This window comes from Sphingorhabdus sp. (assembly GCF_044354325.1).
GTDB lineage: Bacteria > Pseudomonadota > Alphaproteobacteria > Sphingomonadales > Sphingomonadaceae > Sphingorhabdus_B.
In genome coordinates this window covers 21201-44510 of the sequence record NZ_JBILAF010000001.1, presented here as the reverse complement: position 1 = coordinate 44510, position 23310 = coordinate 21201, and the positions used below count along the sequence as shown (strand labels likewise).

Annotated in this window: 23 protein-coding genes and 1 tRNA gene; 16 read left to right on the top strand and 8 right to left on the bottom strand. The window is 57.9% G+C overall.

Going from position 1 to position 23310, the window contains the following annotated elements; all coding sequences use genetic code 11:
• Window positions 1-3: 3 nt before the first annotated feature.
• The gene (locus tag ACIQ0G_RS00255; RefSeq protein WP_397576159.1) at window positions 4-1500 is read right to left on the bottom strand and encodes a CoA-acylating methylmalonate-semialdehyde dehydrogenase; all 1497 of its coding nucleotides are present in this window, start codon (window positions 1498-1500) and stop codon (window positions 4-6) included.
• Window positions 1501-1648: 148 nt separating this feature from the next.
• Between ACIQ0G_RS00255 and ACIQ0G_RS00250 the strand changes: the two genes are divergently transcribed.
• Both ACIQ0G_RS00250 and ACIQ0G_RS00245 read left to right on the top strand, forming a co-directional pair.
• A complete protein-coding gene (locus tag ACIQ0G_RS00250; RefSeq protein ID WP_397576158.1) occupies window positions 1649-3661 on the top strand; it encodes a TonB-dependent receptor plug domain-containing protein in 2013 nt (670 codons plus the stop codon).
• A 187-nt stretch (window positions 3662-3848) separates the two neighbouring features.
• Entirely contained in the window at window positions 3849-5693 is a 1845-nt protein-coding gene (locus tag ACIQ0G_RS00245; RefSeq protein WP_397576157.1) for a DUF885 domain-containing protein, read from the top strand.
• A 336-nt stretch (window positions 5694-6029) separates the two neighbouring features.
• On the opposite strand, the gene ACIQ0G_RS00240 is transcribed toward ACIQ0G_RS00245, so the two are convergent.
• Window positions 6030-6119 (bottom strand) — tRNA-Ser (locus tag ACIQ0G_RS00240).
• Window positions 6120-6198: 79 nt separating this feature from the next.
• Here ACIQ0G_RS00240 and ACIQ0G_RS00235 point away from each other — a divergent pair.
• Window positions 6199-7119 (top strand): peptidylprolyl isomerase, encoded by a 921-nt coding sequence (locus ACIQ0G_RS00235; RefSeq protein ID WP_397576156.1) that lies wholly within the window; start codon window positions 6199-6201, stop codon window positions 7117-7119.
• A gap of 35 nt (window positions 7120-7154) precedes the next feature.
• Here ACIQ0G_RS00235 and ACIQ0G_RS00230 read toward each other — a convergent pair whose 3' ends face one another.
• From ACIQ0G_RS00230 to hemC, 3 genes are read right to left on the bottom strand one after another with little or no spacing between them, the layout of a single operon-like run.
• On the bottom strand, window positions 7155-7991 hold the full coding sequence (locus ACIQ0G_RS00230; protein WP_397576155.1) for a hypothetical protein: 837 nt from the start codon (window positions 7989-7991) through the stop codon (window positions 7155-7157).
• Window positions 7988-8713, bottom strand: a complete 726-nt coding sequence (locus ACIQ0G_RS00225; RefSeq protein WP_397576154.1) for a uroporphyrinogen-III synthase — start codon at window positions 8711-8713, stop codon at window positions 7988-7990. Before ACIQ0G_RS00225 ends, ACIQ0G_RS00230 begins: the two co-directional genes overlap by 4 nt.
• On the bottom strand, window positions 8710-9645 hold the full coding sequence (hemC, locus tag ACIQ0G_RS00220) for a hydroxymethylbilane synthase (RefSeq protein ID WP_397576153.1): 936 nt from the start codon (window positions 9643-9645) through the stop codon (window positions 8710-8712). The genes ACIQ0G_RS00225 and hemC overlap by 4 nt, the downstream gene beginning before the upstream one ends.
• Before the next feature lie 42 nt (window positions 9646-9687).
• Here hemC and tsaD point away from each other — a divergent pair, with 42 nt between their 5' ends.
• Genes tsaD through ACIQ0G_RS00205 form a run of 3 tightly spaced genes read left to right on the top strand, consistent with a single transcriptional unit; the run spans window position 9688 to window position 13252 of the window.
• The gene (tsaD, locus tag ACIQ0G_RS00215) at window positions 9688-10722 is read left to right on the top strand and encodes a tRNA (adenosine(37)-N6)-threonylcarbamoyltransferase complex transferase subunit TsaD (RefSeq protein WP_397576152.1); all 1035 of its coding nucleotides are present in this window, start codon (window positions 9688-9690) and stop codon (window positions 10720-10722) included.
• Complete coding sequence (locus ACIQ0G_RS00210; RefSeq protein ID WP_397576151.1) at window positions 10719-11714, top strand: NAD(P)H-dependent glycerol-3-phosphate dehydrogenase; 996 nt, start codon at window positions 10719-10721, stop codon at window positions 11712-11714. Before tsaD ends, ACIQ0G_RS00210 begins: the two co-directional genes overlap by 4 nt.
• A gap of 41 nt (window positions 11715-11755) precedes the next feature.
• Window positions 11756-13252, top strand: coding sequence for a lipopolysaccharide biosynthesis protein (locus ACIQ0G_RS00205; protein ID WP_397576150.1), 1497 nt, complete (start codon window positions 11756-11758; stop codon window positions 13250-13252).
• Here the strand turns inward: ACIQ0G_RS00205 and ACIQ0G_RS00200 are convergent.
• The gene (locus tag ACIQ0G_RS00200) at window positions 13249-14244 is read right to left on the bottom strand and encodes an adenosine kinase (RefSeq protein WP_397576149.1); all 996 of its coding nucleotides are present in this window, start codon (window positions 14242-14244) and stop codon (window positions 13249-13251) included. The genes ACIQ0G_RS00205 and ACIQ0G_RS00200 overlap by 4 nt on opposite strands.
• 74 nt (window positions 14245-14318) lie before the next feature.
• On the opposite strand from ACIQ0G_RS00200, the gene ACIQ0G_RS00195 reads away from it, so the two are divergent.
• Complete coding sequence (locus ACIQ0G_RS00195; RefSeq protein WP_397576148.1) at window positions 14319-14984, top strand: EI24 domain-containing protein; 666 nt, start codon at window positions 14319-14321, stop codon at window positions 14982-14984.
• Complete coding sequence (locus ACIQ0G_RS00190; RefSeq protein ID WP_397576147.1) at window positions 14981-15373, top strand: hypothetical protein; 393 nt, start codon at window positions 14981-14983, stop codon at window positions 15371-15373. The genes ACIQ0G_RS00195 and ACIQ0G_RS00190 overlap by 4 nt, the downstream gene beginning before the upstream one ends.
• A gap of 13 nt (window positions 15374-15386) precedes the next feature.
• On the opposite strand, the gene queG is transcribed toward ACIQ0G_RS00190, so the two are convergent.
• Complete coding sequence (queG, locus tag ACIQ0G_RS00185) at window positions 15387-16511, bottom strand: tRNA epoxyqueuosine(34) reductase QueG (RefSeq protein WP_397576146.1); 1125 nt, start codon at window positions 16509-16511, stop codon at window positions 15387-15389.
• A gap of 46 nt (window positions 16512-16557) precedes the next feature.
• On the opposite strand from queG, the gene ACIQ0G_RS00180 reads away from it, so the two are divergent.
• The 4 genes from ACIQ0G_RS00180 to msrB all read left to right on the top strand — a co-directional run bounded on the left by ACIQ0G_RS00180 (window position 16558) and on the right by msrB (window position 20629).
• A complete protein-coding gene (locus ACIQ0G_RS00180; RefSeq protein ID WP_397576145.1) occupies window positions 16558-17490 on the top strand; it encodes an ABC transporter ATP-binding protein in 933 nt (310 codons plus the stop codon).
• Window positions 17487-18713, top strand: a complete 1227-nt coding sequence (locus ACIQ0G_RS00175) for an ABC transporter permease (RefSeq protein WP_397576144.1) — start codon at window positions 17487-17489, stop codon at window positions 18711-18713. The genes ACIQ0G_RS00180 and ACIQ0G_RS00175 overlap by 4 nt, the downstream gene beginning before the upstream one ends.
• A 92-nt stretch (window positions 18714-18805) precedes the next feature.
• The gene (locus ACIQ0G_RS00170; RefSeq protein WP_397576143.1) at window positions 18806-20086 is read left to right on the top strand and encodes a cytochrome P450; all 1281 of its coding nucleotides are present in this window, start codon (window positions 18806-18808) and stop codon (window positions 20084-20086) included.
• Between the two features lie 60 nt (window positions 20087-20146).
• A complete protein-coding gene (msrB, locus tag ACIQ0G_RS00165; protein WP_397576142.1) occupies window positions 20147-20629 on the top strand; it encodes a peptide-methionine (R)-S-oxide reductase MsrB in 483 nt (160 codons plus the stop codon).
• A gap of 30 nt (window positions 20630-20659) precedes the next feature.
• On the opposite strand, the gene ACIQ0G_RS00160 is transcribed toward msrB, so the two are convergent.
• Window positions 20660-21313, bottom strand: a complete 654-nt coding sequence (locus tag ACIQ0G_RS00160; protein WP_397576141.1) for an ankyrin repeat domain-containing protein — start codon at window positions 21311-21313, stop codon at window positions 20660-20662.
• 56 nt (window positions 21314-21369) lie between these two features.
• On the opposite strand from ACIQ0G_RS00160, the gene ACIQ0G_RS00155 reads away from it, so the two are divergent.
• The 4 genes from ACIQ0G_RS00155 to ACIQ0G_RS00140 are packed head-to-tail and all read left to right on the top strand — an operon-like array spanning window position 21370 to window position 23310.
• Window positions 21370-21990: an SCO family protein gene (locus ACIQ0G_RS00155; protein WP_397576140.1), complete on the top strand. Its 621-nt coding sequence runs from the start codon at window positions 21370-21372 to the stop codon at window positions 21988-21990.
• Window position 21991: 1 nt separating this feature from the next.
• Window positions 21992-22426 carry a YcgN family cysteine cluster protein gene (locus ACIQ0G_RS00150; RefSeq protein WP_397576139.1) on the top strand — a complete coding sequence of 145 codons (435 nt, stop codon included), beginning with the start codon at window positions 21992-21994 and terminating at the stop codon, window positions 22424-22426.
• Complete coding sequence (locus ACIQ0G_RS00145; protein WP_397576138.1) at window positions 22395-23117, top strand: M48 family metallopeptidase; 723 nt, start codon at window positions 22395-22397, stop codon at window positions 23115-23117. Before ACIQ0G_RS00150 ends, ACIQ0G_RS00145 begins: the two co-directional genes overlap by 32 nt.
• A gap of 10 nt (window positions 23118-23127) precedes the next feature.
• Window positions 23128-23310, top strand: a complete 183-nt coding sequence (locus tag ACIQ0G_RS00140) for a DUF1272 domain-containing protein (protein ID WP_397576137.1) — start codon at window positions 23128-23130, stop codon at window positions 23308-23310.

Below are 23310 nucleotides of genomic sequence, written 5' to 3'. Positions count from 1 at the left end.
GATTTACCCCATGGTGGGAATGACGAACGCGTTGCCACCGTCGGGCGAGCCATCTGGCCAACGCTGGGTGATTGTCTTGACCTTGGTCCAGAACTTCACGCCTTCCATGCCGTGCTGGTTGGTGTCGCCAAAGGCAGAGCGTTTCCAGCCGCCAAAGCTGTGATAGGCAACCGGCACCGGGATCGGCACGTTAATGCCGACCATGCCGACATTGACGCGTGCCGCGAACTCACGGGCGGCGTGGCCATTGCGGGTGAAGATCGCGACGCCATTGCCATATTGGTGCTTCGACGGAAGCGCCAAGGCCTCTTCAAAGTTGGCCGCGCGGACGATCTGCAGCACTGGGCCGAAGATTTCTTCCTTATAGCTTTCCATGTCGGTGGTGACGTGGTCGAACAAGGTTGGTCCAATGAAGTAACCTTCTTCATGCCCCTGCAGCTTGAATCCGCGTCCATCAACAATCAGCTCGCCGCCTTCATCAACGCAGGTCTGGATCCAGACCTCAACCTTTGCCTTATGCTGTGCGGTTACAACAGGACCATAATGCGCTTCGGCATCGGTCGAGACGCCGACGCGTAGTGCTTGTATCGCTGGAATGAGCTTCGCCTTCAGGCGTTCTGCGGTGTCGTCGCCAACGGGCACGACGACAGGAAGCGCCATGCAGCGTTCACCGGCTGAACCAAAGGCCGCGCCCGCCAAATCATTGACGACTTGGTCGAGGTCTGCGTCAGGCATGACGATGCCATGGTTCTTCGCGCCACCCATGGCCTGCACACGCTTGCCGTTGGCAACGCCGCGATTGTAGACATAATGCGCAATGTCGGACGACCCGACGAAGCTAACCGCACCGATGGCGGGATGGTCAAGAATGGCGTCGACCATTTCCTTGTCGCCATGCACAACCTGGCAAATGCCTTCGGGCAAGCCAGCCTCGATAAACAGTTCCGCCAACCGCACAGGAACACTGGGGTCGCGCTCGCTTGGCTTGATGATGAAGGCATTGCCCGTCGCAATCGCGGGGCCACACATCCACAAGGGGATCATGCCGGGGAAGTTGAACGGGGTAATACCTGCACCAACGCCAATAGGCTGACGCATCGAATATACGTCAATGCCGGGGCCAGCGCCTTGGCTATATTCGCCCTTCATAACATGCGGGATGCCGCAGCAGAATTCGATGACTTCCAACCCGCGCTGAATGTCGCCCTTGCTGTCGGCAATGACTTTGCCATGTTCGGACGAAAGCATATGCGCCAGATCGTCCATATTGGCTTCAACCAGACGCTTGAATTCAAACATCACGCGCGCACGGCGCTGCGGGTTAGTCGTCGCCCACGCCGGTTGCGCGGCCAATGCTGCCTGCACCGCGCGTTCCAACACAGCGGCATCGCCCAATGCAACGCGGGCCTGAACGCCGCCATTGTTTGGATCCATTATGTCGCCAAAACGCGATGCGCTGGCGCCCGTGCCACCGCTAATGAAATGATCGATTTGACGCATAGCTCTTCTCCTAATTCCGTGCGCCGCCAATGCCCGTGTCGGACCATTAATGCAACCTCGGTATATTATGGTTCAAAAATTGCTGACGGTGCATATATGGGCTTCAGAACGCCGCAATATCCTTATCCTTCATTTTTTGGGAACCTGCATGATCACGCTGTTGGCTCGCACCTCGCTATTGGCGTTCGTCATAGGTGCGCCTGCCGCGTATGCGCAGGAGAGCGCCGAACAGATTATCATTGTCACCGGAAAAGGGCTCGACCAGACGAAGGGTGACCCGGCTTATGGTTCGGTGGAAATCGACCGCGCGCGCTTAACCAGCGAAGCGTCTGGCCGCATCGAAAATATCCTCGCCGATGTTGCCGGATTTCAACAGTTCCGGCGTTCGGACAGCCGTTCAGCCAATCCATCGGCACAAGGGGCCACCTTGCGCGCGCTTGGCGGCAATGCGTCAAGCCGCACGCTGGTGCTGCTTGATGGCGTGCCTCAGGCCGACCCGTTTTTTGGTTACATCCCCTTTAGCGCGATCACCCCCGAACGTTTATCCTCCATTCGCGTCACGCGCGGCGGCGGCAATGGTGCCTTTGGTGCAGGGGCCGTCGCAGGGACCATCGAACTGAACAGCGCGGGGCGGGCCGACCTGCCCGACGCGGCATTGTCCGCCTTTTACGGCAGCGGCAACGCCAGCGAATTGTCCGCTGGCCTCGCGACTGATCTCGGTGCCGGATTTGTCAGCATATCGGGTCGGTGGGATCGCGGCGACGGGTTTTACACCGCGCCAAGCGCCACCCGCCAGCCCACCGACGTCCGCGCCGCCTACGACAGCTGGTCAACCGGATTACGCGCCGTTGCGCCGTTGGCGGACGGTGTTGAACTGCAGTTGCGTGGGCTGATTTTTCAGGACCATCGGACGTTAAGATTTGCAGGCGCAGACAGCAGCTCAGAAGGACAAGACGCAAGCATCCGCATCGTGTCGCAGGGCCGCTGGCAAGTCGACGCGCTGGCCTATATTCAGGCGCGCAACTTTACCAACATCGTGATCAGCGCAACGTCGTTCCGCAAAACGCTCGACCAAAGAAACACGCCATCCACGGGCGTCGGCGGTAAAATTGAGGTCAGGCCACCCGTTGGCGGCGATCATCAATTGCGCATGGGCGTCGATGCGCGGCTATCCGAAGGCGAGCTGTTTGAAGATGTCTACAGCGGCGTCACTGGCCTCGTCACCGCACGCCGCAACGCCGGTGGCAACAGCGCGACATTTGGTGTTTTCGCAGAGAATGATTGGACGCTTGGCAATCTGACGCTCACCGGCGGCATCCGCGCAGACCGTTGGAAGATAACCAATGGCTTTTTTGCGGAGCGCGCTACGAATGGAGCCGTCGTGCGCGATGATGCCTTTGCCGATCGCGCACGTTGGCAGTCCAGCGCTCGGGTCGGGGCACTCTATGCGCCGACCGATGGCATCGCGTTCCGTACCGCGGCCTATACTGGTTTTCGTTTGCCCACTTTGAACGAACTCTACCGCCCATTTACCGTCTTCCCCGTAGCAACGCGCGCCAATGAAGCGCTGAACGTGGAAAAGCTGCGCGGTGTCGAGGCGGGGTTTGATGTCCAGCCCGCCACTGGTGTGACACTTGGCGCAACATTATTCTACAACAGGCTCAACGATGCCATCGCCAACGTCACGATTGGCAATAATATGCGCCAGCGCGGCAATGTCGATGCTGTCATTGCCAAGGGCGCCGAGCTCAGCGGCGAAGCGCAATTTGGTGCGGTCAGCATTGCCGCATCTTACGCGTTCAGCCACAGCAAAGTGCGCGCATCAGGCATCGCCAGCGGCCTCAACGGGCTCACCCCCGCCCAAAGCCCCCGCCATGCTGCAAATGCGACCGTGCGGTGGACGCCACGCGCCGGAGCAATATTGTCCGCAACAGCCCGTTATGTCGGCGCACAATTCGAAGATGATCTTGAGGCGAATATTTTGCCATCGGCGCTTACCTTTGACGGCTTTGCACAAATCCCCCTCACCCGGCAGATCGCATTGACCGGCCGGGTTGAGAATATCCTCAATGAAGAGGTTGTGACCCGCAAAGTGGGAACATCCATCGACCTTGGAACGCCCCGGATATTCTGGATCGGCCTGAAATTTTCAGCCCGATAGCAGCGTCGCGATACTGTTCGGGGTTTCCCGACAAAAGCTTGACGGTTTCGATTGCGCCATCGGGCGAAAAGCCAGTGACGTGAATTCATCTGCGCCGACCAATAACTGGCATAGGTGCGTCGCATTAAAATCGCTTCACATGGCTGGCGCACAGGCATACGGTCCGCAGCAATTATACGGAGAGTTTATGAAAAGCATTTTGAAAATGGGCGTCGCAGCCGTCTGTGCCAACCTGATTTTGCCAGCCAGCTTTGTATATGCCCAAGCCCCGGCCACGTCCGTCGGCATGGCCAGCGAAGATGCGCGGCTAACCGCATTTCTGGATGCGGAATTCAGCGAATATCTCAAGCAACAGCCCCAAGTGGCAACGCGCCTTGGCCTGAAAGACGGCGGCGACCGCTGGAATGATATCAGCGACAATGCGGCAGCCGAACAGGTCAAATGGCGTCAGGCAAGCGTCGCCCGCATGAAGGCCGCATTCAACCGCGCCGACCTTTCGCCCGAAGCACAGGTGAATTTCGACATCTGGGCGTTGGAAGCCGACCGCGCTGTCATAAGCGAAGCGAACCGGATGTACCGCCCGCCTTTCTACTCGCGTCTATATTCGGTGCACAGCCAGCTGGCAGATTTTTTGGTCAACACCCATGGGGTCGCCGACGCCACGGACCTAAAGAATTACATCGCCCGGCTGCGCGGCATGCCTGCGGTGCTCGACATGGCGATTGAACGCACGCAAGCGAGCGAACGCGTTGGCATTCGCGCACCCAAATTTCAGGTCGAGTCCGTCATTTCCGGCAGCGAGAAGCTCACCAGCGGCGCGCCATTCACGACCGGACCAGACTCGGCGCTTTGGGGAGATGTGCAGGCCAAGACCGAAGCATTGGTCACCGCGGGCAAAATCTCGCGCGGCGATGCGGACGCCATGCGCGCCGAAGCGCGCGCGGCTATTGTTGACCTGAAGCCTGCTTATGGTCGCGTGATTGCGTGGGGCAAGGCAAGCTTGCCAGCTGCGCCAAGCGGCCGCGTTGGTGCCATCTCGCTTCCCGGCGGTGCGGACTATTACGCAAACGAACTGAAGCTCAACACGACAACCGACTATACCGCAGACCAAATTCACAAAATTGGTCTTCACGAAGTGGCGCGCATTGAAGCGGAACAGGACGCCTTAGCGCAAAAGGCAGGGTTCAAGGACCGCAGCGCTTTTTATGCCGAACGCGCCAGGCTATATCCGCCAAAGCCGTATGACGACGCCGCACGTGCCGAATATCTCGCCACCGCAAATGCCTTTGTCGCCAAAACGCGCACGCTGTTGCCCGCCTATTTCGGCATGACGCCAGCTTTCGGTATTGAAGTGGTGCGCGAACCTGCATTCAGCGAAGTCGCCGGCGGTGCCGCGCACGCGTCTGCGCCAAGCCCCGATGGCAAGCGCCCCGCCCGCACCTATGTGCACCTCGTGGGTACGACCCCCGATCCGGCGGCGCTATACACGCTGATGTGTCATGAAGCGGTTCCAGGGCACAACACCCAGGGCGACATTCAGGTCCGGCAGCAAGGCGGGCCAAAGTTCCGTTCGGTCACTGGCTATGTCGCATTTGGCGAAGGCTGGGCGCTATATGCCGAAGCATTGTGCAAGGAAATGAATGCGTTTCCCGACATTGCAGCGGATTTCATGCGGCTGGATGCAGAGCTGTTCCGTGCAGCGCGTCTCGTGACCGACACGGGCATCCACGCGCTGGGTTGGACCGAGGACCAAGCCGTGACCTATATGAACATAACGGGCCGGCAGCCGATTGAACGGTCACGTTCCGAAGTACGCCGCTATATCACGCTGCCCGGGCAAGCCACTGGCTACAAAATCGGTATGCTCAAGATCATGGCGGAGCGCAAAAAGGCTGAGGCCGCGCTTGGCGCAAAATTCGACATCAAGGGTTTCCACGACCTTTTGATCGCGTCAGGTTCGCAACCTTTGTCCATCCTTGAACGCCGGGTCGATGAATGGATCGCCGCGCGGGCGAACAATCTCAACAAATGAGTAACCAATGATACTATAAAGGTGAAATCCGAAATGACCGCTTAGCAAAGGGCATAGGCCAACCTGCACTCAGCCAGCAACTTGCGGAACTGCGCCGCAACAACCTCGTAAAAACGCGCCGTGCGTCCACGCAAATCTGGTATGATTTAGCGGATGATAAAGTCTGCTTATGCGTTCGCAACATGGAAGCCATCCTTTGGGACGAAGGCGATGTGGGGCAAATGTTGAATACCGCCCTGCAATTGAACAAGCCTGAGGCAAGTTCACCCCCAGCACGTGGCGCGGCAGGATTCGCCCGCATCATTTAACGGGGGTGATGTTGGAGCCATCAAAAACTGGCGGAGACGGTGGGATTCGAACCCACGATAGAGTCACCCCTATACACACTTTCCAGGCGTGCGCCTTCGACCACTCGGCCACGTCTCCGCATTCCCCTAAGGGATGCACGCCCCTAGCCGCTCCTTTCCGCTTTCGCAAGGCACAGTGATTTGCCATAATCGTATTGATGAAAAGATATCTGCCCCTGTTCGCCAGCGCCGCGATCTGCGCTGCTCTTCCCGTCTCTGCACAGGACGCCAAAACCTACCTTGCGCCGTCGGAGATTGTGGCGGCAGCCAAAGCGGACAACTGGGCCGCCATCGCGCCGTCGGATATATTGGTGATGGACCTCGCCCCCGATTCGAAAGGCAAGCAACGCCGCGTGGTCATTCAATTGATCCCTGCACCGTTCAGCCAGGGTTGGGTCAGCAATATCCGCAAACTCGCCGCGGCGCATTGGTGGGACGGCACCAGCATCAACCGCGTGCAGGACAATTATGTCGTGCAATGGGGCGATGCGACCGAGAAGAAGGCGTTGCCGCAAGGGTTGTCGGTCGTGGACGCGAAGGATTATGTCACCCCTGACTGGCCGACCAAGGATTGGATTTTGGCCCGGGCAGACGGAAGGCCAGACGCCTACGCGGGTGCCCATGGCTTCTATCTTGGCTGGCCGCTGGCACAAGGCCGTGAGGGGCTTTGGCCCGTGCACTGCTACGGCATGGTCGGTGTTGGCCGGAACCTCTCACCCGACACTGGAAGCGGAGCGGAACTTTACACTGTCATTGGTCACGCGCCGCGGCACTTGGATCGCAACATTGCGCTTGTGGGCCGCGTGATTGAGGGCATCGAGCATATGTCGAGCCTGCCACGCGGCACAGGCGCTCTTGGTTTCTATGAGAAGGAAGAAGATCGCGTGCCGATCCTGTCGGTGCGGCTTGGGAACGCAGCGAAGGACGTGCCAGCGTTCGAATATCTGTCGACAGACAGCAAAAGTTTTGCGGCCTATGCCGACGCGCGCGCCAATCGGCGGGATGCCTTTTTCAACATCCCCGCTGGCGGCGCAGACATTTGCAACATTCCGGTCCCGATACGCCGGAAAGGCAATTAAGCCGCTTCACCCGCCATTGGGTTCAAGCGGGTAACTCAGGGGGTTGGAACGGGAACGTTCGACGGTGCGGTCTCAACCGAGGGCGCGACGATGACGGGAACCGCGACGGGTTGAAGGATGGCGACCTGTTCCAGCCGGTCGAGCGCTTTACGCGCATCGCTGAACCGTTTGGCCCGCGCTATCCATGATTGTGCGATGGACGCGCCGGGCAAAGCCGCAACTTCCTCCACCGCGAGGTCAAGCTTCCCTGCATCGACCAGCGCTTCGGCGCGGATCAGCCGTTCGTTTGGCGCGAGTGACGGTCCGTTTTCTTTGCGCAGCACGAACAGTTCCGACAATTCCCGCTTCACCGTCGCCCATGTGCTGTCGTCTCGATTGCCCGTCAAAAGCACCGGCACAAGTCCGCGCAATTCGGTTTTCAGGGCATCAATCGTGACGGGCGCTTGCCCAGCCGATAGCACCGCGGCAACGGATTGCGGCTGGGTCGCGCCAAAACGCAGGCGCAACTGTTCGGCAAGAGCGCCCAGCGGCGCACCCTTATCAATCGTGCGGCGCACCGCATAAATGAGCAGCAGCCCATCCGCGCGCGCGGCTTCGGGCGAGAGCATATTGGGTGATGGGAAAGTTGGAACCATTTGGTCCGTAACCGGCTGTGCTATAACGCTAGCATCTGTGGTGGCCACATTGCCCGCTGCCCCAGTGGATGACTCGGCCGCCACGGGGGCATCAGATGGTGTCAGAAAACCATATTTGTCGGCGATCACATAAGCGACAATAGCGCCGCCGACGAAGGCACATAAAATAAGCAGCATGATGTGCTTGAATGTGAATCCACGGCGTGATGTCGCGGTCGCTGTTTGAAAATCGGTCATGATGCTCCTTCAATAGCGGCATTCGGCGGCGGGGCGCAATCCATCCTTGTAAAATGCTGCCCTATTGCATCCATTAACGCAGCGTCATTTGGTGAGGCGGCGACAATTATCTGTGCCCAGCCGTCGCCCGCGCTTGCGGCGATAGCGTTCGAAAACGTCGCGAGCGTGATTTTGCTCCGCGATAGGCCGCCCGCATCGCACAGACCAGCAAAGTGCGCCGCCGCGCGTGACGAATGCAGGATGACTGCATCGCATTGCGCAACCTGCGCGGCGAAGTCCGCTGGCGTTTCCAGTACCGCGCTTCGGTACACGATAGCTATATCGATATGGACGCCAGCAATCTGCGGAACAGCGCTGTGGTCTTCGCCTGCAAGCCATAAGAGCTTTTTGTGGCCGTCTGCAGCAGCAACGCCAACAAGTGCCTCCACGCCATTGGATCCGGTCGCAGCAACAGGTAAAGCCAAATTGGCCAACGCGCTGGCGGTCGCGCTACCGACCGCATAGATCGGAGTGTCGCGCGCGTTTTCCAAAAATCCGCATGCGGCGCGCGCGGCATTGCCGCTGGTCAACATAATCGCATCATATCGGTCAACCGATACCGATGGCGGCGGCAGATGTTCAATGGCGAACAGTGGCATAAGCACTGGCGTATATCCTGCGGCCGTAAAGCGGCGGGCGGTGGCATCTGCCCCTGGTTGCGGCCGGATAATCAGCACCTTCACGAAGCGAACATGCTCCGCAGTGCATCGCTGGCGTTTGCCAGCAATTGATCTGCCAATTGTGCCGGACCATCGCTGGACGCATCATAGACGATTTCGCCCGCGTGCATTTCCCGGCCATCCGCGGTGAAAACTTCACCTTTCAAGCGAATTTGGGCACCTTCGACCTGCGCCAATGCGGCGATGGGTGAATGGCAATTGCCGCCCAATGCCTCAAGCAAGGCGCGCTCGGCATGGACGGCGACAAAGGTTTCCACATCGTTGATTGCCGCCAAAAACGGGACGAGCTCATTGCGGCTGGTCAACCGGTCAATGCCCACAGCACCCTGCGATGCCGCCGGCAAAAACTGGCTCAGCGGTAATGGCGCGCCGACATTAGCCATGCCCAACCGGTCCAACCCGGCCGCCGCCAAAAGTGTCGCGTCCGCGTCACCATTTTCAATATGCGCCAGACGGGTTGCGACATTGCCGCGCAAGGGGACGATCCGCACATCAGGACGGGCACGTTGCAGTTGCGCCGCGCGGCGTGGGCTGGATGTCCCGACCCGCGCACCATGCTTCAGTTCGTCCAACGACGCGGCACCAATCAATCGGTCGCGCACATCCGCGCGCGGCAGCATGGCGGCGATGTCAAAAATGTCTGCACGCACGGTCTCAACATCTTTCATCGAATGCACCGCGATATCGATCTGGTCATCGATCAGCGCACGTTCCAGCTCTTTGGTCCACAGCGCCTTGCCACCGATTTCGGCAAGCGGCCGGTCCTGAATCTTGTCACCTGTGGCGAGCATCGGGACCAAGACCACGGCATCATCGGGCAGATTATGCGCCGCTTTGATGGCAGCCATCGTCATCTCCGCCTGCGCCAAAGCGAGCGGAGACCGGCGTGTTCCGATGCGTAACGGACGGTCGGAGGAAAACGATATCATTGTCATGCGACTTGTTCATAGCGCCACGTCCACCTATGGGAAAGCGCAATGGCAATCATCCTTGGTCTTGAATCCAGCTGCGACGAAACCGCAGCGGCAATTGTGCGTTCCGACCGGACGATTTTGAGCCATGCCTTGGCTGGCCAGGAAGATCATCACCGCGCATTCGGTGGCGTCGTTCCCGAAATCGCCGCGCGCGCGCATGCCGAGCTGATGACCCCCTTGGTGGAAACCGCGCTCGCGGATGCAGGCATGACGTTAGATGATGTCGATGCCATTGCCGCAACGGCTGGCCCCGGCCTTATTGGCGGTGTCATGGTTGGGCTTGTGACGGCAAAGGCGCTTGCCATGGCGTCGGGAAAGCCGCTGATCGCCGTCAACCATCTTGAAGGCCACGCGCTTTCGCCGCGGTTGATTGATGCAGATCTTTCATTTCCTTATCTGCTTCTGCTGGTGTCTGGCGGCCATTGTCAGTTGCTGCGGGTCAATAACGTCGGCGACTATAACCGGTTGGCCACCACCATCGACGATGCGGTGGGCGAAGCTTTCGACAAAACGGCGAAGATTTTGGGCCTGGGCTTTCCCGGGGGACCAGCCGTCGAACGCGCAGCCGCGTTAGGCAACGCGAAAAATGTGCCGCTACCCCGCCCGTTAAAAGGCGCTGATGAACCGCATTTTTCCTTTGCTGGCCTGAAAAGCGCCGTGCTGCGCGCGCATGAGACTGGACAGTATAAAGTCGAAGATATTGCCGCATCCTTTCAGCAAGCCGTTATCGACTGCCTCTACGACCGGATACGCTATACGCTGGATCGTATTGATGCGCCTGCGGCACTGGTTGTCGCAGGCGGCGTCGCGGCAAATGTACCCATCCGCAATATGCTCCAGCAGCTCGCCGCAAGCCGCGGCATGCGTTTTGTCGCGCCGCCATTGTGGCTGTGCACCGACAATGGCGTGATGATCGCATGGGCTGGCGCGGAGAGATTTGCGATGGGTCTGACCGATGGCCTTGATTTTGTGGCACGGCCGCGCTGGCCGCTGGATCCCAACGCGGCACCCGCACGCGGTGCGGGCGTGAAGGCATGAGCCAGATGCCCTATCCGGTTGGTATCATTGGTGGCGGCGCATGGGGCACCGCGCTGGCCGCCGTCATGGCGCAAATCCATGATGACGTCCTCATCTGGGCCCGCGAAGAAGAGGCCGTGCAAAGCATAAACAACCTACACGAAAACAGCCTGTTTTTGCCGGGCACATCATTGTCACCAAAAATTGAGGCGACAGCCGACCTCGCCCGCATGATCGCATGTGAAAATTTGCTCATCGTGACCCCGGCCCAGCATGTGCGTGCCACGCTGTCGGCGCTGCCGGATACGCAGGCGCCGCTGATCCTGTGCGCCAAAGGCATTGAGGCCGATACTCAAATGCTGGTGTCCGATGTCGCGGCGACAACGCGCCCGGGCAATCCGATAGCCGTGCTATCAGGCCCCACATTTGCGCATGAGGTGGCTGCTGGAAAGCCCACAGCGGTCACGCTCGCGACGGCCGATCAGACGCTGGGTTCGGCATTGATGCGCCGGATCGCCACACCGTCTTTCCGTCCCTATTGGTCTGATGATGTTGTCGGCGCGGAAATTGGCGGCGCTGTTAAAAACGTGCTCGCAATTGCATGCGGTGTCGTCGATGGCGCAGGTCTTGGCCTCAACGCGCGTGCGGCATTGATTGCGCGCGGCTTTGCCGAGATGCAGCGATATGGCCTTGCGCGCGGTGCAAAGGCTGAGACGCTCGCGGGCTTGTCCGGATTGGGCGATCTGGTCCTGACGTGCAGCTCTGAAAATTCGCGTAACTTTTCGTTGGGCCGTGGCCTTGGACAAGGCCAATCAGCTGAAAGCCTACTCGCAGACCGCAAGACGGTTGCCGAAGGCGCATATACCGCGCCGGTCCTGTTACAGTCGGCAACCACGCTTGATGTCGAAATGCCCATCGTAAGCGCCGTATGCGCACTGCTTTTGGGATCAGCGACCGTCGATGCCGTCGTGGCCGAATTGCTGGCACGCCCGCTCAAGTCCGAAAGCTGGTAACGGCGGACCTAATCCGCTAGCGTACCAAAAGAGGCGATCCATTGACTGCAGCCAGAACCGACGAAGAAGATATTCAGGCACTCGCAAAGGGTGGGCGGACGAATGTATTTGGTTTTCTTTTGCGGTTGGCCGCCCGTATCCCATTCTTGTTTATCGCGGGCAGACTTTATGGTCCCGAAGCACTTGGCCGCTTTGCCTATGCCATCCTGATTATCGAATTTGCCGCGCAGCTTGCTTCGCTTGGCCTGCGCCGCGGGCTGGCCGAATTGCTTGCGAAGGATGACCGCCCGCATGCCCACATGATTGCGGATGCGCTTTTCGCGGCGATGGCAGCATCAGCGGTCGGCGCTGCATTTTTGATCATGCTGCCCGAGCTGATGTTTCCCAACAGCGGCATTAACGGGCTCGACCGGTTTCTGCCGCTCGCCATTTTTGCCATCGTCGCAACGGACATTGCCTTGTCGGCTTTGGCCTATAAATTCGATATCGCATCGACCGTGCGGGCACGCGCCATCGTTGAACCGTGGACAATCAGCATCGCGGCGGGCGCGCTCTATTTCTATTCCGCGCGTGATGGTTTGATCCTGTCCTATGTCGCTTCGCTGGCTGCTGCATTGTTGTTTGCCCTGTGGCCCTTGTGGCGCAGCTATGGCTTTGCGCGCGGATGGCGGCCAAGTGTGAAGCGTTCTTTGGTGATTGCCCAACGCAACCTGCCATTGGCCGCAGCGGACGCCGCAGAATGGGGCAGCAGGCGGCTGGACCTTGCCATATTGGGCCTATTTGCATCGCCCGCAGTGGTGGGTATCTATTATGTCGCCCAACAGGTGGCGAGCCTGCCGCAGAAGCTTAAAACCAGCTTTGACCCGATATTGGGGCCCGTCATCACGCGCAATTTACAGACCCGCAATTATGCCGAAATCGCCAAACATGTTGGCCAGGTCGGTTTCTGGATTATCGCGGCACAGGCCGGAATTGCACTGGCGCTTGGTATCCCCGGCGAAGCGGTCATGGGATTGATGGGTCCCGAATTTGTCGGCGGAGCAGCGGCGCTTGCCTTTTTGCTGGCGGCGGAAGTTGCGGCGGCCACGGCGGTCGTCAGTGAATCCGCGTTGGTATATATGGCCCGTCACCGGAACCTGCTGATTTCAATCGGGATGTTGGCCGTGCAAACTTTGGTGAGCGTCGGCCTTATCATGCTGGTCGATGATATCCCCGTTAAGCCCGAATATGTTGGCCTATATCAGGCGGCGGCCGTTGCCTGCGGGCTGATGATATCGCTTGGTCTTGGCTCGCTCATCAAATCGCGATTGCTGTCACGGTTATTGGGACAGCGCATCCGCGTGTGGCGTTGGGCCTTGCTGGTTGCGGTCGCCGCGGCAGCATTGCTGGGCATGGCTATCGTCAGCGTCCCTGCCCGTCTGGAATGGGTGGAGCTGGCAATCGGCGTGCCTGCAGTCCTTGGCCTTTATGGCTGGATTATCTGGCGCTGGGGCTTTGGCCCGGAAGACCGGGTACTGTTCCGCAAGAAAAAGGATTAAGCCAGACGCTTGGCAACAAGCGCTGCGATATCCGCTTCTGGCCGCGCGCCATAATGCGAAATAATCTCGGCAGCGCAAACTGCACCCATGACAAGGCATTCGGCCATCGGGCGGCCCTGCGCTATCCCGGCAAACACACCTGATGCGAACAAGTCACCCGCACCTGTTGTGTCGACCAATTGGTCGACAGGTTCTGCGCCAACTTCGGTACGCACGCCATTTTCGATGGCGATGGCGCCATGTTCGCCGCGCGTGCAGACCAATAACGGAACCTTCGCCGCGATGGCCGCGACCGATGCTTCGAAATCATCGCTGTTGTTGAGCGCACAAATTTCGACTTCATTCGAAAACAATATGTCGATGCGGCCCGCTTCCATTTCGGCCAAAAAGTCTGGTCCATGGCGCGAAATGACAAATGCGTCGGACAATGTCAGCGCAACCTTGCGACCCGCGGCACGCGCGACATCGATGGCGGTGCGCATCGCTGCACGTGGCTCCTCAGGATCCCACAAATAGCCTTCCAGATATAATATAGCCGCGCTTTCGATCAGCGACTTGTCGACCAGTGTGGCAGGCAGATATTGCGACGCGCCCAAAAAGGTATTCATCGTCCGCTGCGCATCTGGCGTGACGAGAATGTAGCAACGTGCGGTCGAAGGCGCGCCATCACGTGCAGGAATATCGAAATGGATACCGCCCGCACGAATGTCATGTGCGAACACTTGGCCAAGCTGATCATTTGCGACCTGCCCGATAAATGCTGTTTTATGTCCAAGCCGCGCAAGCCCGGCCAAGGTATTTGCGGCAGAGCCACCGCTGATTTCACGGGCAGGACCCATGTGCGCATATAATGCCTGTGCACGTTCCTCATCAATCAGCTGCATGCTGCCTTTGGTCAGGCCTTCGCTGTCGATAAAAGCATCGTCGGTGTTGGCAATGATATCAACAATTGCGTTGCCAATGGCGAGGACGTCGAAGCGGCTTTCAGTCATGAATTTTCCTATATGTAAGCTCGCCGCGCCCTACTGGGGTTGGACATTTCGGGCAAGCGCTTTAGAAGCGCGACATGATACAAGCGCTCCAGCTTTCGTTCCAAAGCCTTTCGGACAGGCGCGTAGCAATGCTGCTCATCAAAGTGGTGTTGTGTAGCTTTGCCAGCTTCCTTTTATTGGGCGTCGGCATGTGGTTTGCGCTCGATCGGCTTTTTGAATGGCTCAACATTCAAAATGGCGAATATCTGTCGACCTTCTTGTCGCTGGCCCTCATCCCGATTTCGGCTTTTCTGCTTTTCCGGGTGGTTGCCGTCGCAATCACATGGATCTTTGCCGACGATATTATCGATGCGGTTGAAGACCGTTACTATCCCCAGAAAGCTGCGTTTGGAAAGCGTCCGGGCTTCGGCGCTGGCGTGCATATGGCGGTGCGATCAATCGCGCGGGTGGTGGGTTACAATCTCCTCGCCTTGCCGCTGTATATCGTCTTGCTGGTCACGGGCATCGGCACGGCGATCGCCTTCATGCTCCTCAACGCGCTCCTTTTGGGCAAGGATTTGGAAGATATGCTGATTGCCCGCCATGGCGCATCGCAAGGCAGCATCCAGAAACTGCCGCGCCTCTTGCTTGGCTTCATTGGCACCGTTGGCATGCTGATCCCGTTTTTCAACTTGCTGGTGCCCGTGCTTGCTACGGCAATGGCCGTGCACCTGGTCCATTCGGGAAGCAGAGCGATATGAAACACGCCATAAACGCAAGCGCGATCGCGTTGATTTTGGCAGGCTTTGTATCTGCGCCTCTTGCACACGCGCAAACCCGCCAGACAGCACCCGTGCAACGCACTGCGCCGCCCATTCCCGTTCGCCCTGCCATGGGACCAAGGGGCCTAGACGCAGTCATGGGCAAGGATGTCGCCACGTTGAAACGCCTTTTTGGCGAACCACGGCTTGATGTGGTTGAGGTTCATGGCCGCAAGTTACAATTTGTTGGCAAAGCCTGCGTCCTTGATATGTTTCTCTATCCCGACGGCAAGGGCCGGACCGAAATCGTTACTTATGTGGATGCGCGACGCAGTGATGGCGCTGCGGTGGACCGGGCATCCTGCATTGATGCCTTGCAACGTCGCTGACTAGGTCCTGACCCTAACTCAGCATCCATTCGGCACGAACCGACGGGTCCAGTTCGTCGGCAAAGCGCAGCTGCTTTTCACGCGCAAAAATCTCGGGCGACAGCCGCGACATCGCCCAGATTGCGGCACCACGGACGACGGGTGAGGTGTCATCCATGAGCATCTCGACCAACGGCAGCACGCCGAGGTCACGGCCATTGCCAGCCGCAGTCAGCACATTGCGCACAAAGCGGTCGCGGCCAATACGCTTGACGGGCGAGCCGGAAAAAAGTGCACGAAACTGCGTATCGTCCAAAGCTAAAAGGTCCGCAATGCGCGGCGCGACCAGCCCTTCGCGGGGCAAAAATGCCTTATGTGCTGCAGCCGTCTCGGCAAATTTGTTCCACGGGCATACGGCCAGACAATCATCGCAGCCGTAAATGTGATTGCCCATCAATGGACGTAGTTCGCGGTCTATGGGGCCCTTATGCTCAATGGTGAGATAGGAGATGCATCGGCGGGCATCGAGCTGGTATGGCGCGGGGAAGGCATTGGTGGGGCAGATGTCCTGACACGCCCGGCACGAGCCGCATGTGTCGGTCGCGGGAACCGATGGCGCTAGCTCTGCCGTCGTATAAATCGCCCCAAGGAACAGCCAGCTGCCATGTTCTTTGCTGACGATGTTGCTGTGCTTGCCTTGCCAGCCAAGTCCCGCCACTTCGGCCAGTGCCTTTTCCATAACCGGCGCGGTATCAACGAACACTTTGACCCCGACCTCTGCGGAGTGGGCCAGCCAGCTAGCGAGCCGCTTGAGCGCGCCTTTTACGACATCATGATAGTCGCGCCCTTGCGCATAGACGGAAATGCGCGCCTTTGTGTCATCGCCCGCAAGCGCCATTGGATCATGTGGCGGCGCATAGCTCATCCCCAGCATGATCACGGACTTTACTTCGGGCCATAAAATATCGGGATTGGCGCGTTCATCGACGCGGCTTTCCATCCACAACATGTCGCCATGGCGGCCTTCCTCGATCCACTGCCGCAGTCGCAGCCCCGCGCGCGGCGCAAGGTGACCAGGCGCAATACCAAAGGCGACAAAACCCTCACTCTGCGCCTTGGCCCGCAAGTCGTTAACTATATTTGTGTTGTTTCTTTTCACGCGCCAACCTTATTCAGAACCGACCATCTCTCCGGGGCAATTCAGTATGTACGCAATAGAGGCAAAGGGACTCGTAAAGCAATTCGATGGCTTTCGTGCCGTCGATGGGGTCGACCTGAACATTCCGGAGGGCAGCATTTTTGGCATTTTGGGCCCGAATGGCGCTGGCAAGACGACCATGTTGCGCACTTTGCTTGGCATCATTGATCCGGATGCCGGAACCCGCAGCCTGCTGGGTTCGGACCGCCCGATAACCCAGTCCCGCAACGTCGGATATTTGCCGGAGGAACGCGGCCTGTATCAATCGATGCGCGCGGTCGATACGATTGCATTCATGGGCGCGCTGCGCGGGCTATCGTTGAAAGAGGGTGCGAAAAAAGGGCGGGCCTTGCTCGAAGAGGCTGGCCTTGGATATGCCGCGGACCGGCAGATTAGGCAGCTTTCCAAAGGGATGGCCCAGACGGTGCAACTGATGGGGACAATCGTTCATGACCCAAAGCTGATCGTACTCGACGAACCGTTTTCGGGGCTGGATGCGCTCAATCAAGCCAAGCTTGAAAAGATGATCCACGCCCAAGCCGCCAAGGGTGTGACGGTGATTTTCTCCACCCATGTCATCGCGCATGCCGAACGGTTGTGTGAACGCATCGCCATTATCGCCAAGGGCAAAATCAGTTTCGATGGGTTGGTATCCGAAGCGCGTGACCGCTTGCGGCCGCAGGTGCATCTGGAAACCGAAACGTTGGACGGGCCATGGCGATCGGCGTTGCCCGCTGAAACCAAAGCAGAAGGGCATTGGTGGCATTTCACCTTGCCCGAAACCGGGGTGGAGCCGCTGCTGACGGCGCTGGTCGAGGGCAAGGCGGGCGTCAAATCGCTGTCGATTGAACGGCCGGGGCTGCACGATGCGTTCGTGGCCATCGCGGGTGAGGCCGTCGCCGCGGAAATGGATGACGCGCATGTGGGAGAAGCGAAATGAAGGAAATTATCCGCGCCGCCTTCGTCATTGCCCGCCGGGATTTTACGGCGATCATCTATTCCAAGGCCTTTATCTTCTTCTTGCTTGGTCCTTTCTTCCCTGTGCTTGTCGGATTTGCGGCAGGCAATTTGGGTGGGCAAATCGCCAAAGACGTGTCGCAACCCGTTGTTGGCATTGCCTTGGCCAAAGAGGAGGCGGGGAAAATCCTGTCCGCCCGCGAGTCGCTTTCGAAGACATTGGGGGACAGCTATTTCGCCCGCATGGTCGTCGTGGGCGATCCTGCAGCGGATCAGAAAGTGCCGCAAAGCTATCTTGCAAAAAAGAGTGACAATCTCAGCGTTGTCGTCACCGGCACGCTGGCGGAACCCGTGATAACAGGCACAACCAACGCCATAAAACGCGAACGTGCCGACATTGAACTGTTGGCAGGCTATGCGCAAAGCGGCGGTACGATGACGCTGCCGCGCTCGACACCCAATATTGTTGTCGAGTCGGCTAACAACGACAAGAAGCTGCGCACCGTGACTGCGCAGGGTGGGCAGTTTTTCATTTTCTTCCTGACAATTTTGCTGGCGGGCATGGTGCTGTCCAATCTGGTGGAAGAGAAATCGAACAAGATCATCGAAATTCTCGCTGCCTCCATTCCGATGGAATCGGTGTTCTTGGGCAAGCTATTCGCGATGCTCGGCATGGCCTTGCTGGGCATATTGGTTTGGACAACCGTTGGGCTGATTGGTTTTGCCGCGATCGGACCGGATTTGCCAAATTTCCCAACGCCGGCGGTTGGCTGGCCCATGTTCATTGGCCTGTGCTTCACCTATTTCATCATGACCTATTTGATGCTCGGCGCGCTTTTTCTTGGAATCGGCGCAATGGCGGCCACGGTGCGTGAGGTGCAGACCATTTCCATGCCCGTCACCATGGCGCAGTTGATCAATTTCTTCTTCGCATCTTATGCCCTGACCAAAACAGGTGAACCGATCGAGAAATTTGCTACCATTTTCCCGTTCAGTTCGCCCTTTGCAATGATTGGGCGCGCTGCCCTTGAACCAGCTTTGTGGCATCATGCCGTCGCAATTATCGGCCAGGTCTTGTTTGCGATATTGTTGCTGCGACTGGGCGTATATCTTTTCAAGAAAAACGTCATGAAATCAGGAAGCGCTGGCCGCGCCAAGGATGACGGTGCGCGGCGGTTGTTCGGCTTCATCAAAATGCCGGGATGAATGCGTCGTCACCTTTAATAGGTTGCGGTTCGAAACTGGATTGACATTTCTGTCAGTAGTGGCAGTTTCGGTGCTGAGAGGAGTCGAAAACAATGGCAACTGCCCCCCTAATCGAAAGCGATTCACTGCCTTGGGAAATGAACAAGGCACCACATCATTGGGACGTTACAAAGCCCGATATTTACACCGAGGATCGCTGGCACCCCATCTTTAAAGAGATGCGCGAAAAAGCGCCGATCAACAAGATCGAGGGCTCCGATTTCGGCAGCTATTGGAATGTCACGACGCTCAAAGCCATTCAACATGTCGAGGCGCTGCCCGACATTTATTCATCGTCATTCGAACATGGTGGCATAACCTTAATCGACGACGATGCGCTCGCCGAGCCAATCCCCGAAGACCAAAGAATCGTCATGCCCATGTTCATTGCGATGGACCGGCCCAAGCACACCGAAGAACGCCGTGTCATCGCACCGGCCTTCACACCGGGTGAAATGGACCGCATGTCGGGCGATATCCGTCGCCGCACGGGCGAGCTTTTAGACTCGCTTCCGGTTGGCAAAACCTTTGACTGGGTCGACTTGGTATCCATCGAACTGACCACACAGATGTTGGCGTTGCTTTTCGATTTCCCGTGGGAAGACCGCCGCAAGTTGACCGAATGGTCCGATTGGGCGGGCGACGTCGAGCTGTTCCGTTCCGAAGAGACGCGTCAGGCGCGACTTGCCAAAATGTTTGAAATGGGCGCCTATTTCCAGAATCTGTGGGAAGAACGCAAAAATCGCGGCGAAGCGCCCGACCTGATCAGCCGCATGATCCATTCGCCGATGAAGGACATGAGTCAATTTGAATATATGGGTAACCTCATTCTGCTGATCGTGGGCGGAAATGACACGACCCGCAATTCGATGTCGGGTTACGCTTATGGACTGAACAGCTTCCCTGACGAGCGCGAAAAGCTGGAGAAAAATCCCCAGTTCATCACCAACGCCGTCAGCGAAATCATTCGTTGGCAGACGCCATTGGCGCATATGCGCCGCACCGCCACACAGGATCATGACCTGTTCGGCGCGCCCATCAAGGCTGGTGACAAGATTGGCATGTGGTACCTATCGGCCAACCGTGATGAGACGGTGTTCGATAATCCCGATAAATTGATTGTCGATCGCGAAAACGCGCGTCGCCATTTGGCCTTCGGATATGGCATCCACCGCTGCGTCGGCGCACGATTGGCCGAATTGCAGATCCGCATTTTGCTTGAAGAAATGGCGGCGCGCCGCCTGCGACCAAATGTTGTGGGTGAACCCGACCGCGTGGCGGGCTGCTTCGTCCATGGCTATCGCAAGATGGATGTGGAACTGTCGCGCTATTGATATGAACGCTTTTGGACGTTTCCGGTATATGCATAGCCGGAGCGTCCAAAGGAACATGTCATGCAGCTGAGCAAACGCAAATTTCTGTCACTCACAAGTGCAGGGGCCGCGGTGCTGGTCTTTGGCTGCGGCAAGAGTGCGGCCGCCAAAACGCGCTATGCGGTGACATACAGCGACGCCGAATGGAAAAAGCGCTTGTCGCCTGCTGCCTACCGCGTGTTGCGCCGCGAAGATACCGAACGGCCTTATACAAGCCCGCTCAACGGCGAAAAGCGCAAGGGCACATTTGTCTGCGCGGGCTGTAACCAGCGGCTTTTTGCCTCTGTTACCAAGTTTGAAAGCGGAACGGGCTGGCCAAGTTTCTATGCGCCACTGGCCGGCGGCATAGGCACCAAAACCGACTATAAAATCGGCGTGCCACGCACCGAAGTGCATTGCGCGCGCTGCGGCGGGCATATTGGCCATGTCTTTAACGATGGTCCAAAACCAACGGGCAAACGCTATTGCATGAACGGCGTCGCGATGAAGTTTATCCCCGGATAATCCGTCCAGCGCATAGCACGCCGACGGACCTTATTTCGGTTCAGATATGCCCGAAAAATCGAGCTCGGCAGGTTTCTTTGCCGCATCGGTTTTGCCGTTATTTTCGATGATCGCAACAATCGCAGTCGCGCGTCCGTCCTGAAGCGCATAATCGCGTGCAGAATATCCCGCCCGGCTATCCTTCTTGTCCGGATTTGCACCGGCCTTCAAAAGCATGCGCACCGCTTCTGCATTGCGCAGTTGCACCGCCAAAATCAGCGCGGTTTCTCCAGCGCGATTTGTTTGGTCAATCTGTGCCTTTTTACGCGATAGCCAATCAATGCCATCGATGAAGCCCAATTGCGTGGCGAGCATCAAAGGCGTCGTACCCTTTTTATCTGCCAAATTGGGGTTTGCACCTTTTTGTAAAAGATACCCAAGCCACGACGCGTCACGGCGTTGAATGACGATATGCAGCGCGGTTTCGCCGGTTGAATTGTCGCGTGTGTTGATAATCACCGTGCCGGGCTGTGCCAGAAACTTTTCGGCTTCTTCGCCCTTGCGATCGCGCACGGCTTTCAAGAAATTATAGCTGTCTGAAAACTGGGCTTGTGCAGCAGGCGCAACCACGCCAGCGCCCATCGGCAAGATCAGCCCTGCGGCCAAGGCGAGAAAAAATGGCTTTTTCAACAAACGATGCCCCATTTAAATGTCCAACATACTTGATAACTGGTCTTTAGCAGACCATGTCTGGCCCCGCTATGAACAAAAAACTGATTTTCACGCTCTCCGCCGCGCTTTTGCTGTCGGCATGTGATTCACCCCCTGCCCAGCCACCATTGAGCGAAGCCCCTCTGGCCGGTGCAACCATTGGCGGTGATTTTACGCTGACCGATCAAAATGGCAAAAAACGGACCTTCAAGGAATTCGACGGCGCATATCGTATCGTCTATTTTGGCTACACCAACTGCCCCGATATCTGCACGCCGGACATGCAGAATCTGATGGCAGGGTTAAAGGCCTATGAGAAAAGCCACCCCGAGCTTGGCGCAAAGATTCAGCCGATTTTCATCACCGTTGATCCCTTGCGCGACACGCCAGACGTGCTGAAGCAATTCGTCAGCGCATTTCATCCGCGCGCGATTGGCCTCACCGGAACGGAGGCCGAAATCGCAGACGCAGCAAAGAAATTTGCGATTTACTCCAGCCGTGTCGAAGGGTCCTCACCGGAAAGCTATCTGATGAGCCACAGCCAGACACCTTATTTGATGGGCCCCGATGGCAAGCCTTTGGCGCTTATGCCCGCTGACGTTCCCAATACCGACATCAATGAAGGCGCGCCGAATTTGGTTGAGGCGGAATTGGCAAAATGGGTGCGCTGATTTGAACGAAGCGCCTTTTTGGGAAGCCCCGATAGAGAGCCTCGACCGCGCACAATGGGAGGCATTGTGCGATGGTTGCGGGAAATGCTGTCTCAACAAGGTGGAAGATGAAGATACCGGCCGCATCTACCCCACCAATGTCGCCTGCAAATTGCTGGATCTACAGACATGCCAATGTGCCGATTATCGCGGACGCCGCGCGATTGTGCCCGAATGTCTTCGGCTGACCGCGGACAAGATTGATGCTTATGTCTGGCTGCCTTCGACCTGCGCCTATGTCCTGCGCGCGGCGGGCAAACCACTTCCCGAATGGCATTATTTGGTAAGCGGAAACCGCCAGACGATTCATGACGCTGGCATGTCGGTCAAAGGTCGGGCTATATCGGAACTGCATGCTGGGCCGCTTGAAAACCATATTGTCGAACAGCCTCTCTGATCCTGAAGTGGTCATAGAAGGGGAAAGCGTACCCGTGCGCATTCGCCGCAACCCGCGGGCCAAGCGCATTTCGATGCGCGCCGATGCCGTGAAACGCGAAATCCGCATAACGATGCCGCATTATACGCCGACAAATGTGGCGCTCGATTTTGTTGAAAAGAAACGCGAATGGATCGCCACGCGGTTAAACAGCGCGCCTGACATTGCCCCCATTGCCCCTGGCAGCGAAATCGCTGTCGAAGGTGAAAGCCACCTGATTGAATGGCGCGAAGAATGGCCGCGCAGCATTCGCTGCGGCGAAGGCATGCTGCGCTTGGGTGGTCCAAGAGAGTCGGTCGAAGCCCGCATCTTGCGATGGCTCAAGGGCGAAGCACGGCGGATTTTCACCAAAGAAATCGCGCATTATTGCGACAAAGCCGGTGAGCCAGTCCCGCGCTTGTCGCTGGGCGATCCGCGCAGCCGTTGGGGTAGCTGTTCCAGCCGGGGGACCATTTCGCTCAGCTGGCGGCTAATCATGGCGCCTGCGTCTGTGCGCCGTTCGGTCATCGCCCATGAGGTCGCGCATATGCGGCATATGAACCACAGCCCCGACTTCTACGCTTGGCTCGATTTCCTCTTTGAAGGGAACCGCAAGGCTGCAGACCAGTGGCTAAAAATGCACGGCACGGGGCTGCAACGGGTTGGACGATAAGGAGCACAAGATGCTGGAAATGCGGGACACATGCGAACGATGCACATCGCCACTGCCGATGGACAGCGGCGACGCGATGATTTGCAGCTATGAATGCACCTTTTGCGCACCCTGCGTGAATGGCCCGCTGAATGGCCGCTGCCCCAATTGTGGCGGCGACCTTCAGCCAAGGCCAAAACGCATTAAGACATAA

What these genes read in the sequence shown, in the direction of transcription:
- ACIQ0G_RS00255 (WP_397576159.1), bottom strand. Translation starts at nt 1,500, where the DNA reads ATGCGTCAAATCGATCATTTCATTAGCGGTGGCACGGGCGCCAGCGCA.
- hemC (WP_397576153.1), bottom strand. Translation starts at nt 9,645, where the DNA reads ATGACAATGATATCGTTTTCCTCCGACCGTCCGTTACGCATCGGAACA.
- ACIQ0G_RS00140 (WP_397576137.1), top strand. Translation starts at nt 23,128, where the DNA reads ATGCTGGAAATGCGGGACACATGCGAACGATGCACATCGCCACTGCCG.
- ACIQ0G_RS00175 (WP_397576144.1), top strand. Translation starts at nt 17,487, where the DNA reads ATGAAGGAAATTATCCGCGCCGCCTTCGTCATTGCCCGCCGGGATTTT.
- ACIQ0G_RS00155 (WP_397576140.1), top strand. Translation starts at nt 21,370, where the DNA reads ATGAACAAAAAACTGATTTTCACGCTCTCCGCCGCGCTTTTGCTGTCG.
- ACIQ0G_RS00200 (WP_397576149.1), bottom strand. Translation starts at nt 14,244, where the DNA reads ATGACTGAAAGCCGCTTCGACGTCCTCGCCATTGGCAACGCAATTGTT.
- ACIQ0G_RS00170 (WP_397576143.1), top strand. Translation starts at nt 18,806, where the DNA reads ATGGCAACTGCCCCCCTAATCGAAAGCGATTCACTGCCTTGGGAAATG.
- ACIQ0G_RS00245 (WP_397576157.1), top strand. Translation starts at nt 3,849, where the DNA reads ATGAAAAGCATTTTGAAAATGGGCGTCGCAGCCGTCTGTGCCAACCTG.
- ACIQ0G_RS00210 (WP_397576151.1), top strand. Translation starts at nt 10,719, where the DNA reads ATGAGCCAGATGCCCTATCCGGTTGGTATCATTGGTGGCGGCGCATGG.
- ACIQ0G_RS00180 (WP_397576145.1), top strand. Translation starts at nt 16,558, where the DNA reads ATGTACGCAATAGAGGCAAAGGGACTCGTAAAGCAATTCGATGGCTTT.
- ACIQ0G_RS00195 (WP_397576148.1), top strand. Translation starts at nt 14,319, where the DNA reads ATGATACAAGCGCTCCAGCTTTCGTTCCAAAGCCTTTCGGACAGGCGC.
- ACIQ0G_RS00190 (WP_397576147.1), top strand. Translation starts at nt 14,981, where the DNA reads ATGAAACACGCCATAAACGCAAGCGCGATCGCGTTGATTTTGGCAGGC.
- ACIQ0G_RS00250 (WP_397576158.1), top strand. Translation starts at nt 1,649, where the DNA reads ATGATCACGCTGTTGGCTCGCACCTCGCTATTGGCGTTCGTCATAGGT.
- ACIQ0G_RS00160 (WP_397576141.1), bottom strand. Translation starts at nt 21,313, where the DNA reads ATGGGGCATCGTTTGTTGAAAAAGCCATTTTTTCTCGCCTTGGCCGCA.
- ACIQ0G_RS00235 (WP_397576156.1), top strand. Translation starts at nt 6,199, where the DNA reads ATGAAAAGATATCTGCCCCTGTTCGCCAGCGCCGCGATCTGCGCTGCT.
- ACIQ0G_RS00230 (WP_397576155.1), bottom strand. Translation starts at nt 7,991, where the DNA reads ATGACCGATTTTCAAACAGCGACCGCGACATCACGCCGTGGATTCACA.
- msrB (WP_397576142.1), top strand. Translation starts at nt 20,147, where the DNA reads ATGCAGCTGAGCAAACGCAAATTTCTGTCACTCACAAGTGCAGGGGCC.
- tsaD (WP_397576152.1), top strand. Translation starts at nt 9,688, where the DNA reads ATGGCAATCATCCTTGGTCTTGAATCCAGCTGCGACGAAACCGCAGCG.